Annotated in this window: 11 protein-coding genes; 6 read left to right on the top strand and 5 right to left on the bottom strand. The window is 59.9% G+C overall.

The annotated features are described in order from the left end of the window. A partial coding sequence (locus BUB62_RS05715; RefSeq protein ID WP_143164042.1) for a fibronectin type III domain-containing protein occupies positions 1 to 2,424 on the top strand: 2,424 nt, incomplete at its 5' end. 88 nt (positions 2,425 to 2,512) lie between these two features. Here the strand turns inward: BUB62_RS05715 and BUB62_RS05710 are convergent. Beyond that, the gene (locus BUB62_RS05710) at positions 2,513 to 3,886 is read right to left on the bottom strand and encodes a PQQ-dependent sugar dehydrogenase (RefSeq protein ID WP_073107243.1); all 1,374 of its coding nucleotides are present in this window, start codon (positions 3,884 to 3,886) and stop codon (positions 2,513 to 2,515) included. Positions 3,887 to 4,070: 184 nt separating this feature from the next. On the opposite strand from BUB62_RS05710, the gene BUB62_RS05705 reads away from it, so the two are divergent. The 3 genes from BUB62_RS05705 (at position 4,071) to metK (ending at position 8,616) form a co-directional block, all read left to right on the top strand. Further along, complete coding sequence (locus tag BUB62_RS05705; RefSeq protein WP_073107240.1) at positions 4,071 to 4,532, top strand: GNAT family N-acetyltransferase; 462 nt, start codon at positions 4,071 to 4,073, stop codon at positions 4,530 to 4,532. Between the two features lie 106 nt (positions 4,533 to 4,638). After that, positions 4,639 to 7,104, top strand: coding sequence for a S9 family peptidase (locus BUB62_RS05700; RefSeq protein ID WP_084538849.1), 2,466 nt, complete (start codon positions 4,639 to 4,641; stop codon positions 7,102 to 7,104). Between the two features lie 249 nt (positions 7,105 to 7,353). Beyond that, positions 7,354 to 8,616, top strand: coding sequence for a methionine adenosyltransferase (gene metK / locus BUB62_RS05695; protein WP_073107238.1), 1,263 nt, complete (start codon positions 7,354 to 7,356; stop codon positions 8,614 to 8,616). Between the two features lie 78 nt (positions 8,617 to 8,694). On the opposite strand, the gene hpf is transcribed toward metK, so the two are convergent. The 4 genes from hpf to BUB62_RS05675 form a co-directional block, all read right to left on the bottom strand. Further along, entirely contained in the window at positions 8,695 to 8,994 is a 300-nt protein-coding gene (hpf, locus tag BUB62_RS05690) for a ribosome hibernation-promoting factor, HPF/YfiA family (protein ID WP_073107237.1), read from the bottom strand. 48 nt (positions 8,995 to 9,042) lie between these two features. Continuing rightward, positions 9,043 to 9,930 carry a tyrosine-type recombinase/integrase gene (locus tag BUB62_RS05685; protein ID WP_073107235.1) on the bottom strand — a complete coding sequence of 296 codons (888 nt, stop codon included), beginning with the start codon at positions 9,928 to 9,930 and terminating at the stop codon, positions 9,043 to 9,045. A 136-nt stretch (positions 9,931 to 10,066) separates the two neighbouring features. Next, positions 10,067 to 10,261 carry a 30S ribosomal protein S21 gene (rpsU, locus tag BUB62_RS05680; protein ID WP_073107232.1) on the bottom strand — a complete coding sequence of 65 codons (195 nt, stop codon included), beginning with the start codon at positions 10,259 to 10,261 and terminating at the stop codon, positions 10,067 to 10,069. A gap of 168 nt (positions 10,262 to 10,429) precedes the next feature. Further along, the gene (locus BUB62_RS05675; RefSeq protein ID WP_073107230.1) at positions 10,430 to 11,569 is read right to left on the bottom strand and encodes an acyl-CoA dehydrogenase; all 1,140 of its coding nucleotides are present in this window, start codon (positions 11,567 to 11,569) and stop codon (positions 10,430 to 10,432) included. A gap of 248 nt (positions 11,570 to 11,817) precedes the next feature. On the opposite strand from BUB62_RS05675, the gene BUB62_RS05670 reads away from it, so the two are divergent. Beyond that, positions 11,818 to 12,756 (top strand): polysaccharide biosynthesis/export family protein, encoded by a 939-nt coding sequence (locus tag BUB62_RS05670; RefSeq protein ID WP_073107227.1) that lies wholly within the window; start codon positions 11,818 to 11,820, stop codon positions 12,754 to 12,756. Positions 12,757 to 13,427: 671 nt separating this feature from the next. Next, positions 13,428 to 15,299 carry a GumC family protein gene (locus BUB62_RS05665; RefSeq protein WP_159437409.1) on the top strand — a complete coding sequence of 624 codons (1,872 nt, stop codon included), beginning with the start codon at positions 13,428 to 13,430 and terminating at the stop codon, positions 15,297 to 15,299. Positions 15,300 to 15,317: the final 18 nt, after the last annotated feature.

The raw sequence follows: 15,317 nt of genomic DNA, 5'->3' as shown, positions 1-15,317 counted from the left end.
GGCCTGGCCACGCCGGTCGGCACGGCCGACGATGACGTGTGGTACAAGTTTGTGGCCACCTCCACGGCCCACACCGTCACGCTCACCGGCACGGGCGACTACGTGCAGGAGCTGCTCTCCGGCACCTGCGCCGGCCTCACGTCGGTGGCCTATTCGGACCCGAACGTGAAAACCTACTTCGGCCTGACGGCGGGCACCACGTACTACGTGCGGGTGTACTCGTATTCGGCCACGATTCCTTCCACGGCGGCGGCGGCCTTCACCATCTGCGTGACCACGCCCACCCCACCGCCGGCCAACGACGACCCTTGCGGAGCCGTTGTGATTCCGGTAGCAGCCGGCTGCACTTCGCCCACGCAGGGCTCTAACGTGAGTGCCACCACTACCACGCCGAGCGGCTACACCAACCCTGGCTGCGGCATTGCCACTGCTCCCATTGATGTCTGGTTCAAGTTTACCACCGCCGCCAGCGGTCCTGGCAGCACGGGTGTCTCCATCATCACCACGGGTACTGCGGCCGGACAGCTGCGCGTGTTCTCGGCGGCTTCCTGCACCGGGCCTTTCACGCAGGTAGCCTGCAAAGCCGGCACCGCGGTGAATACCAACGCCGGCAACCTTGATGTCTCGGGGCTGACTGCGAATACGACTTACTACGTGTTCGTATCGGGCTACAGCTCCAGCGACGCGACGGGCGCATTCACCCTCTGCGTAACGCCCCCTCCGACCTGCGCCACCCCTGGCAGTCTGGCCGTGACGAACGTGACGGGCACCAGCGTTACGCTGGGCTGGTCGGTAAGCTCCGGCACGGGGCCTTTCACGGTCAACTACGGTCCGGTCGGCTTCACGCCCGGCACGCAGGGCACTACCACTACTGTCACGGGTACTTCGCTGAACGTAACCGGCCTGACCCCCGGCACGCAGTATCAGTTCTACGTGACGCAGAACTGCGGCGGCGCGGCCGGCAACAGCGTACGGGTAGGCCCGGTTTCGTTCTCCACCGCCGCCCTGCCTCCCACCAACGATGAGTGCGCCACGGCCACCACCCTGCCCGTGCAGTCGGGCCTGACGTGCCAGAATCAGCTGACCGGCACGAACGTCGGCGCTACCGGCTCGACGGGTATTCCGGCACCCGGCTGCTCCAGCTATAGCGGCGGCGATGTCTGGTATGTGGTAACGGTGCCCGCCGGGGGCACGCTCACGCTGGAAACCGACCAGGATAGCGGAAGCAATCTGGATGACACCGGACTGGCCGTGTACTCGGGCACCTGCGGGGCCCTGACGGTGGTCGACTGCAACGACGATGGCGGCAACGGGTTCTTCTCTTTGCTGACGCTGACGGGCCGCACGCCGGGCGAACGGCTCTACGTGCGCGTGTTTGAGTACGGCAACAATGAGTTCGGCACCTTCAAAATCTGCGCCCGCGCCCCGAGCAACTGCCCGGCCCCGTCGGCCCTGACGGCTACGAACATCACCACGACCACTGCCACGCTCTCGTGGGGTACTTCGGCCCCTACGCCCAGCGGCACGTTCGATATTGAGTATGGCCGGCAAGGCTTCATCCTGGGTCAGGGCACGGTAGTAACCGGCCTCACCGCCACTACCTACACGCTCACCGGCCTGAGCCTGGATACGGACTACTGCTTCTACGTGCGCCAGAACTGCGGCACCACCAGCGGCAGCAGCGCCTACACCGGGCCGGAGTGCTTCCGCACCCTGCTGCCACCGGCCACCAACGATGATCCGTGCACGGCACTGACGCTGCCTGCCAACGGCACTGCGGTGACAAGCACCACGCTGGGCGCTACCACCACCGCGCCCAATGGCTACGTGAACCCCGGCTGCTCCACCTCCAACAACCCCAAGGATGTGTGGTTCCGGATGACTACGCCAAACGGCACGGGCGCTACTACGGGCACCTTCACGCTCACGGGCAGCGCGGCCGGTCAGGTGCGCGTGTTCACGGCCGCGGCTTGCGCGGGTCCGTTTACGCAGGTGGCCTGCCGGGCCAGCACGGGTTCCAACCTGCCGGTGGGCTCCTTCACGGTGCCCGGTATGCTGCCAAACACGACCTACTACCTGATGGTGGCCGGCTACGGCTCCAATGATGCCCGCGGCACGTTCACCATCGCTTCTTCCTTCGTCACGGCTACGCGCAATGAGCTGCCGGGTGGGGAAGTGAGCGTGTATCCGAACCCGAGCAACACGGGCCAGGTGACGCTGCAACTGCGCGGCGCGGCGGGCGTATCCACGGCCACGGCGGTGCTGCTCAACAGCCTGGGCCAGTCGGTGCGCCGGCAGGTGCTGCCCGTAGTGGGCGGCGCGGCCGAAGTGCCGCTGGCGGTGCAGGGCCTCGCCCACGGCGTGTACACGCTCCGCCTGCAAGTCGGCGACTACACCGTGACCCGCAAAATCGTGCTGGAATAGTCGCTCAGGCTTTTTCGATACGGTCCTGAAAAAGGGGCAGCGCATCAGCGCTGCCCCTTTTTTGTGTCATTCAGAACGGCAATTTGATTCAGTTGATAAGCAGGCGCTGCGTGTAGGCGCGGGGGCCGTCTTGGGTGCGCACCACGTACCAGCCTGCCTTCAGGCCGGCCACGTTCAGCACCAAATCGGTCTGGCCGGGGGCAAAGCGCGTGGTGGCGGCCAGCCGGCCCAGCGCGTCGTGTACTTCAACCGGGGCGGGACCGGCGGCCGCCTGCGGCAGCTGGAGCAGCACGGTAGCGCGGGCGGGGTTGGGCCAGATGCGCAACGGGGCGGCCGTTTTGGCGGCCCCCGTAGCGGTGGGCTGATAGGCGCGGTTTTCCAGCACCAGAATCTGGTCGTTGCTCTGGTTGCTGGTGCCAATGTAGATGCGCCCCTGCGGCGACACGCACACCGCGCGCAGCCGCCCGAAGGTGGTGAGAAACTCGGCCGGGGGACTAACGGCATCGCCGGCGGCATTCAGTCGGAGCTGCACCAGCCGGGAGGCCTTCAGCGTAGCCAGCAGCAGGCTATTGCGCCACTCCGGAATGGCCGGTGAATCGTAGTATTTCAGCCCGGCCACAGCCAGCGTGGGAGTCCAGGCGAAGAGGGGCTCGCGCACATTGTTGGCGGTGCAGAAGGTTTGCTCATTCGGCAGGTTGCAGAAGCCTTCCACGTTGGGCCAGCCGTAGTTGCGGCCGGCCTCAATCAGATTCACCTCGTCGTCGTTGGCGGGGCCGTGCTCCGAGCTGTAGAGGCGGCCATTGGGAGCCAGCACCAACCCCTGCGGATTGCGGTGGCCCAGCGTATACACCCGGCTGCCGGGCGTGGGGTTGTTGGCCGGAATAGAGCCATCCAGGTTCAGGCGCAGAATCTTGCCGTTGAGCGAGGCGGGGTTTTGGGCTTCGGAGGCCAGCTGCGCGTCGCCGGTGGTCATCAGCAGCGTGCGGTCGGGCAGAATGAGCAGGCGCGAGCCGCTGTGGGTGGTAGTGGCCGTGATGTTGCCCAGCAGCGTGAACGGTGCCGTGAGCGTGCCGCTGCCGTAGGTGTAGCGCACCAGCTTCTCTTTCAAAACGCCACCGTCCAGATAGTTATACACGATGTACACGTAGGGTGAGGTGGCAAACTCCGGGTGTAATACCATGCCCAGCAGGCCGCTTTCGCCGGTTTCGGTGGCATCGGGCACGGCCAGCAGCAGCTGCACCTGGCCGTTGGTGGGGTTCACGCGGCTGATGCGCCCGTTGCGCTCCGTCATCCAGATAAAGTTGTCGGGGCCCCACACCAGCTCCCACGGCACGCTCAGGTTGGTGGCCAGCGGCGTGACCGATACGGTGGTGGCTCCCACCTGGAAAGTGGTGGTCTGGGCGCAGGCCGGGCCGGCCAGGCTCAGGGCGGCCAGTAGGAGGGAAGCGGTAACGTGTTTCATAAACAGCGGGTTGAGACGTGAAACGACATGCTACCAGGCTAACGGCAGAAAGGCTGGTCCGGATTCTTTACCTCGAAATAATCGGCCGGTTTGGTTGCCTGCGACGAACCGTTGGCTGGTTTCATTGGCGGAGCAAAGTATTTCTGCCAGCTTTGGCAAACCAACCTGTTTTCCTTCGCCGCTCATGGCCTACACCTCCCAGCATCCGCAGGGCTTTACCCTCAGCACCGATCCGGCGCGGCTCGACGTGGCCGCCATTCATGCCTACCTCGCCCAGGAGTCGTACTGGGCCAAGGGCATTCCGCGCGAAACCGTGGAGCGGGCCATTGCCCATTCGCTCAACTTCGGCCTGTACGCCCCCGATGGCCGCCTGGCCGGCTTTGCCCGCGTAGTGACGGATACGGCCACCTTTGCCTGGCTCTGCGACGTGTTTGTGCTACCCGAGTTCCGGGGCCGGAGCCTGTCGAAGTGGCTGATGGCGCAGGTGTGGGCGCACCCTGAGCTGCAGGGCCTGCGCCGCCGCCTGCTGGCCACCCTCGATGCCCACGGCCTCTACACGCAGTTCGGCTTTGCCCCGCTGGCCGCCCCGGATCGGTTTCTAGAAATTCGCCAGCCCAACCCGTACGGGGCCGAAACGGCCAATTGATGCCCGGCGGGCCCTCGGCGCGGCTGCAACGCCCGCTTGCTTCGCTTTGTCCTTGCCCCGGCCGTGGTGGCTGTGGTAACTTATACTCTTCTCTATTCTTCTGCTGATGCGCGTTTGCTTTTTCGTCCGGCTGCTGCCGTGCCTGCTGCCCCTGGCCGGGGCCATGGCCCAGGTAAATCCCACGCCGCCCGCCGCCCTGGGGCCGCTGACGGTGGAAAAAATAATGCGCGACCCGGCCCAGTGGCTCGGCACCGCGCCCGCCAACATTGCCTGGAGCGAAGACGGCCGGCAGATTTACTTCAATTGGAACCCCGAAAAAGCCCGCCGCGACTCGCTCTACGTGACCACGCCCGCCGGTCGCGCCCCGCGCAAAGTGAGCGTGGCCGCGCAGCGCGCCCTGCCCGCCGCCACCGGCGAATACGACCAGCGCTACACCCGCAAGGTGTACGAAAAGAACGGCGACATCTTCCTGCTCGACCTCAAAACCAGCCGCATCCGGCGCGTGACCAACACCGCGGAGCGCGAAACAGACCCCGCGTTTGCCCTGCGCGGCACACTCATCAGCTACACCCGGGCAGGCAACCTCTACACCTGGGACCCCGCCACCGGCGAAACCACCCAGCGCACCGACTTCCGCCGCGGCAACCGTCCCGCTGGCACCCAGCCCACCGATCCGGCCGAGAAATTCCTGCGCGCCCAGCAGCTGGCCCTATTTCAGGTGATTCGGCAGAAAGACCAGGATGCCAGTGCCCGCGCCAAAGCCCAGAAAGCGGTAGCCCGGCTGAGTCCGAAGGCCATCTATCTGGGGCAGAGGACCGTGGAAAGCATTCAGCTCAGCCCCGATGGCCGCTTCGTGACCTACCGGCTGGCCCAGGATCCGGCCACCGAGAAAACGGCCATCGTGCCCAACTTCGTCACCGCTTCGGGCTTTACCGAGGATATTTCGACCCGCACGAAAGTTGGCGCGCCGCAGAAAGCCTACGAGATGGGCCTCTACGACATCGGGCGCGACACGACTTATGCGCTGGGCTATCAGGATTTGAAGGGTTTGGATGAGCAGCCCGCCTACCGCAAGGAATACCAGCTGAAGGCCAAAGCCCCCGCCCCAGCCGACTCGGCTAAAGTCGCCAAAGCCAAAGACAAGCCAGCTTCCGCGCTGCGCCGCGTGGTGCCCTACGGCCCGTTCTGGTCCGACGACGGCCGGCGGGCCTTCCTGGTTATCCGCTCCGCCGACAACAAGGACCGCTGGATCGTAAGCCTGGACCCGGCTACCCGCAAAATCGCGCTGCTCGACCGCCAGCACGACGACGCCTGGATCAACGGCCCCGGCATCGGCTACGACGAAGGCAACGTGGGCTGGCTGCCCGATTCGCGCCGCGTCTGGTTTCAGAGCGAAGAAACCGGCTACTCCCACCTTTACACCCTGGACGTGACTACCGGGCAGAAAAAAGCCCTGACCAGCGGCAAGTTTGAAATCCAGAAGGCTCGGCTCAGCCGCGACAAAAAGACGTGGTACATCACCGCCAACGCCACGCACCCCGGCGAGCAGCAGTTCTACCGCCTGCCGCTGGAGGGCGGCCAGTTGGTCCAGATTACCACGCTGCCCGGCGCCAGCGAAGTCACTCTTTCGCCCGACGAGAAGACGCTGGCCGTGCGCTACAGCCGCGCCAACCGGCCCTGGGAGCTGTATGTGATGCCCAACCGGCCCGGCGCTCAGGCCCGCCAGCTCACCCACAGCACCACCCCCGAGTTTGAGAGCTACGCCTGGCGCGAGCCCGAAATCATCACCATCAAAGCCCGCGACGGGGCCGACGTGTATGCCCGCCTCTACCGCCCCGCCACGGCCGAGGCGCAGGGGCCGGCCGTGGTTTTCGTGCACGGCGCGGGCTACCTGCAGAACGCGCACAAGTGGTGGAGCCAGTATTTCCGGGAATACATGTTCCACAACCTGCTGGTCGAGAAAGGCTACACGGTGCTGGACATCGACTACCGCGGCTCCAGCGGCTACGGCCGCGACGTGCGCACCGGCATCTACCGCGCCATGGGCGGCAAAGACCTGCTCGACCACGTCGATGGCGCGAAGCTGCTGGTGGATAAATACGGCGTCAGCCCGCAGCGCATCGGCATCTATGGCGGTTCCTACGGCGGCTTTATTACGCTCATGGCCATGTTCACCCAGCCCGAGGTGTTCCGCGCCGGGGCCGCCCTGCGTTCCGTCACGGACTGGGCGCACTACAACCACGGCTACACCGACAACATCCTCAACGAGCCCTACCTCGACTCGGTGGCTTACGTGCGCTCCTCGCCCATCTACTACGCCGAGGGCCTGAAAGGTGCCCTACTCATGTGCCACGGCATGGTCGATGTGAACGTGCATTTTCAGGACATTGTGCGCCTCTCGCAGCGCCTGATTGAGCTGCACAAGGAAAACTGGGAGCTGGCCGTGTACCCCGTCGAAGATCACGGCTTCGTGGAGCCCTCGTCCTGGACCGATGAGTACAAGCGCATTCTGAAGCTGTTTGAAACGAATCTGAAGCCGGCTGAAGCTGCCCGTACCGGCGGCACGCAGTGAGGAGCACCGATGGAGATTTTAACCGCATAACGCTGGTCGGCTTGCCGCTTATGCGCAATCGTCAAATTCTCCCTCCTCCACAAATTGGCTATGTAGACAGCTGCCCCGTGCCACACCGCTGCCCCGCCCCGAAGGCCGCCCCGCAACAACTTCCTTCACCTTTTTCAGTTAGCTTTGCGGCCCTGCTCCGACGGTTGTCCGGACAGGGCAGGGGCTGCCGGCCTCTTGCCAACCCCATTTTTTCTGCTGATGCCCTACCTGTTCACCTCAGAATCCGTTTCGGAAGGCCACCCCGATAAAGTAGCCGACCAGATTTCCGATGCCATCCTCGACGAATATCTGCGGCAGGACCCCGCCTCGAAGGTAGCCTGCGAAACCCTCGTTACCACCGATTTTGCGCTGGTTGCCGGCGAAATCAAATCGAAGGCCCACGTTGACGCCGAGCCCATTATCCGCCGCGTTATCAGCCAGATTGGCTACAACAGGCCCGAATACCTGTTCAACGCCGACACCTGCGAGGTGATGAACCGCCTGCACGAGCAGTCGCCCGACATCAACCAGGGCGTGGAGCGGGCCAGCGACGAAGAGCAGGGTGCCGGCGACCAAGGCATGATGTTCGGCTACGCCACCCGCGAAACCGCCAACTACATGCCCCTGGCCCTCGACCTCTCGCACCGCCTGCTGGAAGAGCTGGCCAAAATCCGCAAGGCCGGCCACGAAATGACCTACCTGCGCCCCGATGCCAAAAGCCAGGTAACCATCCGCTACGCCGACGACAACACGCCCGAAGGCATTGATACCATCGTGGTCAGCACCCAGCACGACGAGTTCGACGAGTCGGAGGAGAAAATGCTGGCCCGCATTTCCGACGACATCCGCCACATTCTGGTGCCCCGCGTGAAAGCCGGCCTCGATGCGGAAACGCAGAAGCTCTTCACCGACCAGATCGTTTACCACATCAATCCCACCGGCAAGTTCGTTATCGGCGGCCCCCACGGCGACTCCGGCCTCACCGGCCGCAAAATCATTGTGGATACCTACGGCGGCAAGGGTGCCCACGGCGGCGGCGCCTTCTCCGGCAAGGATTCATCGAAGGTTGACCGCTCGGCGGCTTATGCCACCCGCCACATTGCCAAAAACCTGGTAGCCGCCGGCGTAGCCGATCAGGTGCTGGTGCAGGTGGCCTACGCCATCGGCGTGGCCCAGCCCGTGGGCCTCTACGTGACCACCTACGGCACCACCAAAGCCAAAGGCCCAAACGGCCAGCTGCTCACCGACGGCGAAATTGCCGAGAAAGTGAATAAGCTGTTCGATATGCGCCCCTACGCCATTGTGCAGCGCTTCGGCCTGCGCAATCCTATTTTCGCCGAATCGGCCGCTTACGGGCACATGGGCCGGCAGCCGGGCACCAAGCAGGTAACGATGGGCAACGGCGAAACCCGCACGTTCGAAACCTTCACCTGGGAAAAGCTCGACTACGTAAACCGCATCAAAGCCGAGTTCGGACTGTAAAACCGGTCTGCTTATAAAATGAAAAAGCGCTCTTCCGTGGTGGAAGGGCGCTTTTTCTATGATATCCTAGCTAGAGACTCAATGGCTCAGCGCTTTTTCTTTGTGCTTCGTAATCTGGCGGCGCAGGTTCTCCGTGGCGGCATCGGTGGCGGCTTCAAACGAAGCCGCATCTTCCTGGCTAAACAGCGTGGTACCGGGAATGAAGAGCTTGATTTCGACCGTCTTATTCTCGATTCCGTCCTTGTTGTTCAGCTTCAGAATCACTTCCCCGTTGATTACCCGGTCGTAAAATGTTTCGAGCTTATCGAGGCGCTTCTGGATGAAGTCAAGTAGTTTTTGGTCGGCGTCAAAGTGTACCGAATGCGTCTGTACTTTCATCGGTCGGAGGGGTTTGGGGTAAAAGAAAAAGGAAAACACTACAACGAATCAGGCCTTCGGATGGGCCTTTTCAAATACGGCTTTCAGCTTGTCGATAGACAAGTGGGTGTACACCTGCGTGGCGGCCAGATTGGCGTGCCCCAGCAGCTCCTTGATGGCGTTCAGATCCGCGCCCTTATTGAGCAGGTGCGTCGCGAAGGAGTGGCGCAATACGTGCGGGTGCTGCTGCGACGTAGCCGTCGTTATCTGCCCCAGATAGTGCTTCACGGTGCGATACACGAACTTTTCGTAGAGCGGTTCGAGCTTATCTGTAACGAGCAGCGTTGCGCAGGCGTTGTCGGCGCTGCCGAATTCTGCCTGCTTGCGCGCTATATAGTGTTCCAGCACTACAAGCAGTGAGGGGTTCAGCGGCACCAGGCGCTGCTTGTTGCCTTTGCCGGTCACGCGCACCGTGCGCGCGCTCAGGCTCAGGTCGTCGTGGCGAATGCCAATCAGCTCCGACAAGCGGATGCCGGTGCCGTAGAGCAACTCCAGAATCAGCTGGTCGCGCCGGCCGGCCAGCGTGTCGGGGAACTCGAAGGAGTTGAGCAGGCCGTTGAGCGACTCCTCGGGCACGAAGTCGGGCAGCTTCTTGGCCACCTTCGGCGAGGTGATGCGCAGCATCGGGTTGCGGCCGATGACGTTGGTGCGCAGTAAAAACTTGAAGTAGGAGCGCAGGCAGGCAATCTTGCGGTTCACCGTGCGCGGGTCCATCTGCTGCTGCATCAGCGCCACCACCCACGAGCGAATCAGCGTATGGTCGGCCTGCGCGGGATTGTCCAGCTCGTAAGCAGTTTTGAGGTAGTCGGAAAACTGCCTTAAATCGGTCTGGTACGAAAGCACGGTATGCGGGCTGTAGCGCCGCTCAAACCGCAGATAGTCAAAAAACAATTCCATACGCCGGGGGTGCCGGCAACTGGGGCCGGATAGCCAATGTATGGAAATTAATCGAAATATAAATACGCGAAAAAACCGGCTGATTCGCTTAAAAAAGCAATTCAGCCGGTTGGCAATCTTCGCTGGGAACTACGGGTTAGTAGTTCTCCGTAGCGTACATCGTCTGCTTATAAACAGCTTTGATCTTCTGCTTACGCTTGGTGATGGAAGGCTTCTGGAAGAAGGTGCGACGACGCAGCTCTTTCAGAACGCCGGTGCGCTCAAATTTCTTCTTGAAACGCTTCAGGGCACGGTCAACGGACTCGTTATCCTTAATCTGGACGATGATCATATGCTCAGTGAAATTGAAAAGTCTTCTTCTAGGGGTTGCAAAGGTAATCACTGATTACACAGATTAAAAACGGATTACGCAGATTTTTGTCGGGCCTGCCGGCTCGCTACCGGCATTAAGAGCATTTAAATCAGCGGAATCGGCGAAAAATCAGCGGAATCGGCGATTCTATTTCAGCAGCGTGCGGGCAATAACGAGCTTCTGAATTTCCGAAGTTCCTTCGCCAATAGTGCACAGCTTGGCGTCGCGGTAGTATTTCTCGGCCGGATAATCTTTCGTGTAGCCGTAGCCGCCGAAGATCTGCACGCCCTCGTTGGCGCAGCGCACGCTCACTTCCGAGGCATACAGCTTAGCCATCGCCGATTCCTGGTTCACGTTCAGGCCGCGGTCCTTCATGTCGGCGGCGCGGTAGGTGAGCAGCGAAGCGGCCTCAATCTCGGTAGCCATGTCGGCCAGCTTGAAGCTGATGCCCTGGAAGCTCGAAATCGGCTTGTTGAACTGGTGGCGCTCCTGCGAATAAGCCAAAGCCGCCTCAAATGCGCCCTGCGCGATGCCCAACGACAGTGCCGCAATGGAAATGCGGCCACCATCGAGCACCTTCATCGACTGAATGAAGCCGTCGCCAACTTTGCCCAGAATATTTTCTTTCGGCACGCGGCAGTCCGTGAAAATCAACTCCGTGGTTTCGGAAGCGCGCATCCCGAGCTTGTCTTCCTTGCGGCCGGCGGCAAAGCCTTCCGTGGGTTTTTCAATCACGAAAGCTGTCATGCCATGCGAGTCGCCGACTTCACCGGTGCGGGCAATAACCACGGCGATGTTGCTGCTCTTACCGTGGGTAATGAAGTTTTTGGCCCCGTTCAGCACGTAATGGTCGCCGTCCTCTACGGCCACGGTGCGCATGTTGCCGGCATCGGAGCCGGTGTTGGGCTCCGTGAGGCCCCAGGCCCCGATCCACTCGGCCGAAGCCAGCTTGGGCAGCCACTTGCGCTTCTGCTCCTCTGAGCCGAACTGCAGGATGTGACCGGTACACAGAGAGTTATGTGCGGCCATGCTCAGGCCAATGCTGCCATCAATCTTGGAAAGCTCGGCAATGGCCGTCACGTATTCCACGTAGCCAAAGCCCGCGCCGCCGTACTCCTGCGGTACTAACACGCCCATCAGGCCCAGCTCGCCCAGCTTCTTGAAAACATGAATGGGAAACTCCTGGCTTTCATCCCACTTCATCATATCGGGCTTGATGTGGACGGCGCCGAAGTCGCGCACCATCTGGGCAATCATGGTTTGATTCTCGGTGGCTACTAATTCCATGGGGGATACTATGAGGGGAGGGTGGGAGGAAAGATTGAGCAGACGTGAAGAGCGGCCGGGGCCGGATTTGGGTCTGCGAAAGTACGGCTTTGCCACCACAGAAGCCAGCGCTGGCCCGCCCAACGTGGCCCCAATTTTGAAAGGGCGTGCTAATTCGGTTACTTTGAAGGTTTTTTAGAGGGAAATGGCCGGTTTCATACCGGCTTTTCCTATAGCTTCCGAATTTGAACGTGGCTTTTCCAGCCTGCATGCTACAACCTGCTTTTCTTCGCCTTTTGCGCCTTTGGCTGCTGTGCGTGCCGTTCGCGGTGCTCTTTTCCTCCTGCGCCTCTTCGCGCTACTACCGCCAGAGCCTCATGTTTCAAACGCCTACCGGACAGGGCGTGGATACCATGAAGCTGCGCGCCGCCGTGAACCGCACCGCCCGCAACTACCTCATCCAGCCCAATGATTTCCTGCAGGTGCAGGTATACACCAACAAAGGGGAGCGGATTCTGGACCCGAATGGGGAATTGCGGTTTGGCGCTCCGGGCGGGAGTGCCGCCGGTGGGGGAGGAGGCGCAAGCCGGGTAAGCCAGTCATCTCAGGGTGGCCAAGGTGGACAGCAGGGCGGTCAGCAAGGCAGCCAGCAGGGTATGGGGGCCAATGAATTTCTAGTGCAGAGCAACGGCCGTGTGAAGTTACCGATGGTAGATATGGTAAGCGTATCTGGCCTGTCGTTGCTTCAGGCCGATAGCGTGCTACAGATTCGCTACAGTCAATTCTATAAAGACGTATTCGTGTCGACCCGTATCACCAACAACCGGGTTTTCGTGTTGGGTGCGCCAGGCGGACGCATTGTTCCGTTGATGAACGACAATATGAATCTGTTGGAAGTGCTGGCCTCAGTGGGCGGGCTGAGTGGTGGGGGTAGTGGCGTTGGCGGAAGCACCGTCTCCGGTGGACGTGCGTATAACATTCGCCTGATTCGGGGGGACCTAAAGAATCCACAGGTTCAGGTGATTGATCTTTCCACTATTGAGGGAATGCGCCGGGCCAATCTGCAGATCGAGCCAAATGATATTGTGTATGTCGAGCCTATAAACCGGCCCTTCTTCCAAGCTCTAACGGATGCGGGAGCAGTTTTTGGCCTGATTGGTGGACTGGCAGGCTTAGTGACAACAGTTTATCTGTTGAAGAACCTTTAATATTTGCTTAAGATTAGGCTCAGGAGTTGATAGCTATACAATCTAAACTCCGTAACTAACAGGCTAACAACCGCATGGCAATAAACGAAAACGCTGAATTGGAAGAACTGATTCGCAACGCGGGTGGTGGCGATACGGAGGCCGAAGGCGAAGAGGGTAGCGGATTAGATATTGCTACGCTGCTACTGGTAGCTCGTCGCAGCTTGATCTGGATAGTATTACTTATTGCGCTGGGTCTGACGGCATCTTGGCTGTTTTTGCGCTACACCAAGCCAATTTATAAGTCGACCTCGTTACTAAAAATAGACGAGAAGACGGAAGCCGGCGCTCTGGGTTTGAGTGGTACGATGGGTAAGGGTATTGAGGAGCGCCAAAGTATTAACAAGCTTTCCGGTGAGGTCGAGCTTATCAAGTCCAACATAATATATCGTAGACTGAAGGATTCACTGGATTTGGACGTAAACTACTATGTGGAAGGGACTGTGTTGGAGAATGAACTATATGGTACTTCCCCTTTCGAAGTAGAGTATAGAATAAAGGATGCTAGCCTATATAACACAAAATTCAACCTCGTCTTCACGGGCTCCCAACGCATTAGGCTGAGCTATTTGTATGCAGGGCAGGAGCGAAGTGGCGAGTACTCGCTAGGACAACCTATTGTGTTACCCGGGATGGAACTGCTATTTATCGGTACTTCCTTCCTGAATGCGGAAGCGCTCGACAAAAAGTATCACTTTGTAATTAACGATGAAGGCACTCTGAATGCTTATCTAAGTAGCAACCTGAGTGTCGATATCATCAACGCTGACGCTAATACGATTCAAATTGCTTTCACTGACTTTAACCCGGCCAAGGCACAGGATATTGTCAACAAAATTGACACGGTATATCTACAGGAAAAGTTGACTCAGAAGCAACAAGCTACAGCACAAACCCTGCAGTTTTTAGAAAAGACGCTGTCGGAAAACCGCAAGCAGCTGCAACTGGCCGAGGAAAATCTGCAGTCGTTTGTACGCGACAACAAAACCTATGATGTGAAGGCCGACGTGGCCGCCATTACGGAGAAGCTGGCCGCACAGGCAGAGGAACAACAGAAGCTGGCAGAAAAGGCTCGACTGCTGAGCAACGTGGCTCGACTGGTAGAGCAGGACCGCCTCATAGCCAGCGACGAAGCAACTCTGGAGGAAGGCATTCCGGGTATTGCACTGCTCGACGACTCACCGCTGACGCAGCAGCTCAGTGAGTTGAACGATTTGCAGCGCAATCTGCGGCGTATTCTGCGCTCCTACACGCCCGCCACTGAAGCCGTGCAGCAGCAGCAGTCGACCATTGCCTTTTTGAAGGGTAGTATCCGGCGCCAGCTGCAACAAAACCGGCAACTGCTACAAAACCAACTTGGGCAGATGAGCCAGCTGCAGGCTCAATTTAATTCTGAGTTGCAAGCGCTGCCACAGAAAGAAACGGAGCTGGCCCGCCTGAAGCGTCCCTTTGAACTGTACGAGAAAACGTACCTCATGCTGATGGACAAGATCGTGGAATTCAACATGGCGAAGGCCGGCACCACGGCCGACTTCCAGATTCTGTCGCCGGCCAGCCGGCCGGGTGCTCCAATTTCGCCGGTGCGGGTAATGGTGTATGCTGTTGGCCTGGCAGCTGGCATCATTTTGGGCCTATTGCTGGTGGCAGTGCGCTTTTTCATGCACAATACCGTGACCAGCGTCCGCGAGCTGGAGCAGTCTACGGCCGCGTCGGTACTGGGCGTGATTCCGACCTACGACAAGGAGAAGATGTCCGTCTCGAAGCTGGTAGTGGACAAGAATCCCAAGTCTGCTATTTCCGAGTCCATCCGCTCCATCCGGACCAACCTGGACTTCATTAGCTCGTCCAAGAAGAAGCGGCTTATATCGGTCACATCGACCATTTCGGGGGAAGGCAAGACCTTCGTGACGGTGAATCTGGGGGGTATCATTGCCCTGTCGGGGCAGCGGGTGGTGATTCTGGACCTGGATATGCGCAAGCCGAAGGTGAATCTGGCTTTCGGCACCGAAAACGTGAAAGGAGTCAGCACCATTCTCATCGAGAAGCATACGGTGCTCGAATGCCTGCAACACACCAGCATTCCCACGCTGGACTTTATCTCAGCTGGCCCCACACCCCCGAACCCGTCGGAGTTGATTCTGAATCCGAAGTTTGATGAGATGCTCGAAGAGCTGTATCAGCACTACGATGTCATTCTGATTGATACCCCGCCGGTGGGCTTGGTTACGGATGGCATTCTGATCATGCGTAAGGCTGACATTCCACTTTATATTGTGCGGGCTAACTACTCGAAAAAGACGTTCCTGAAGAATATCAACAAGATTATGCGGGCCAACAATTTTACCCGTCTGTGCGCCATTCTCAACGATGCCAATGCCAGCGGCGTATCTGGCTACGGCTATGGATATGGCTACGGGTATGGCTACGGCTACGGCCAGGGCTACTATGAGGAGACCAAGCCCGCCGACGGAACCTTTGCCCGCCTGCGCAAGCGGTTTACCTGATTTTTCGTCCTTTCACTC

Source organism: Hymenobacter daecheongensis DSM 21074, from assembly GCF_900141805.1.
Taxonomy (GTDB): Bacteria; Bacteroidota; Bacteroidia; order Cytophagales; family Hymenobacteraceae; genus Hymenobacter; species Hymenobacter daecheongensis.
The sequence above is the reverse complement of the archived record's forward strand: the minus strand, read 5'-3'. Positions and strand labels throughout refer to the sequence as shown.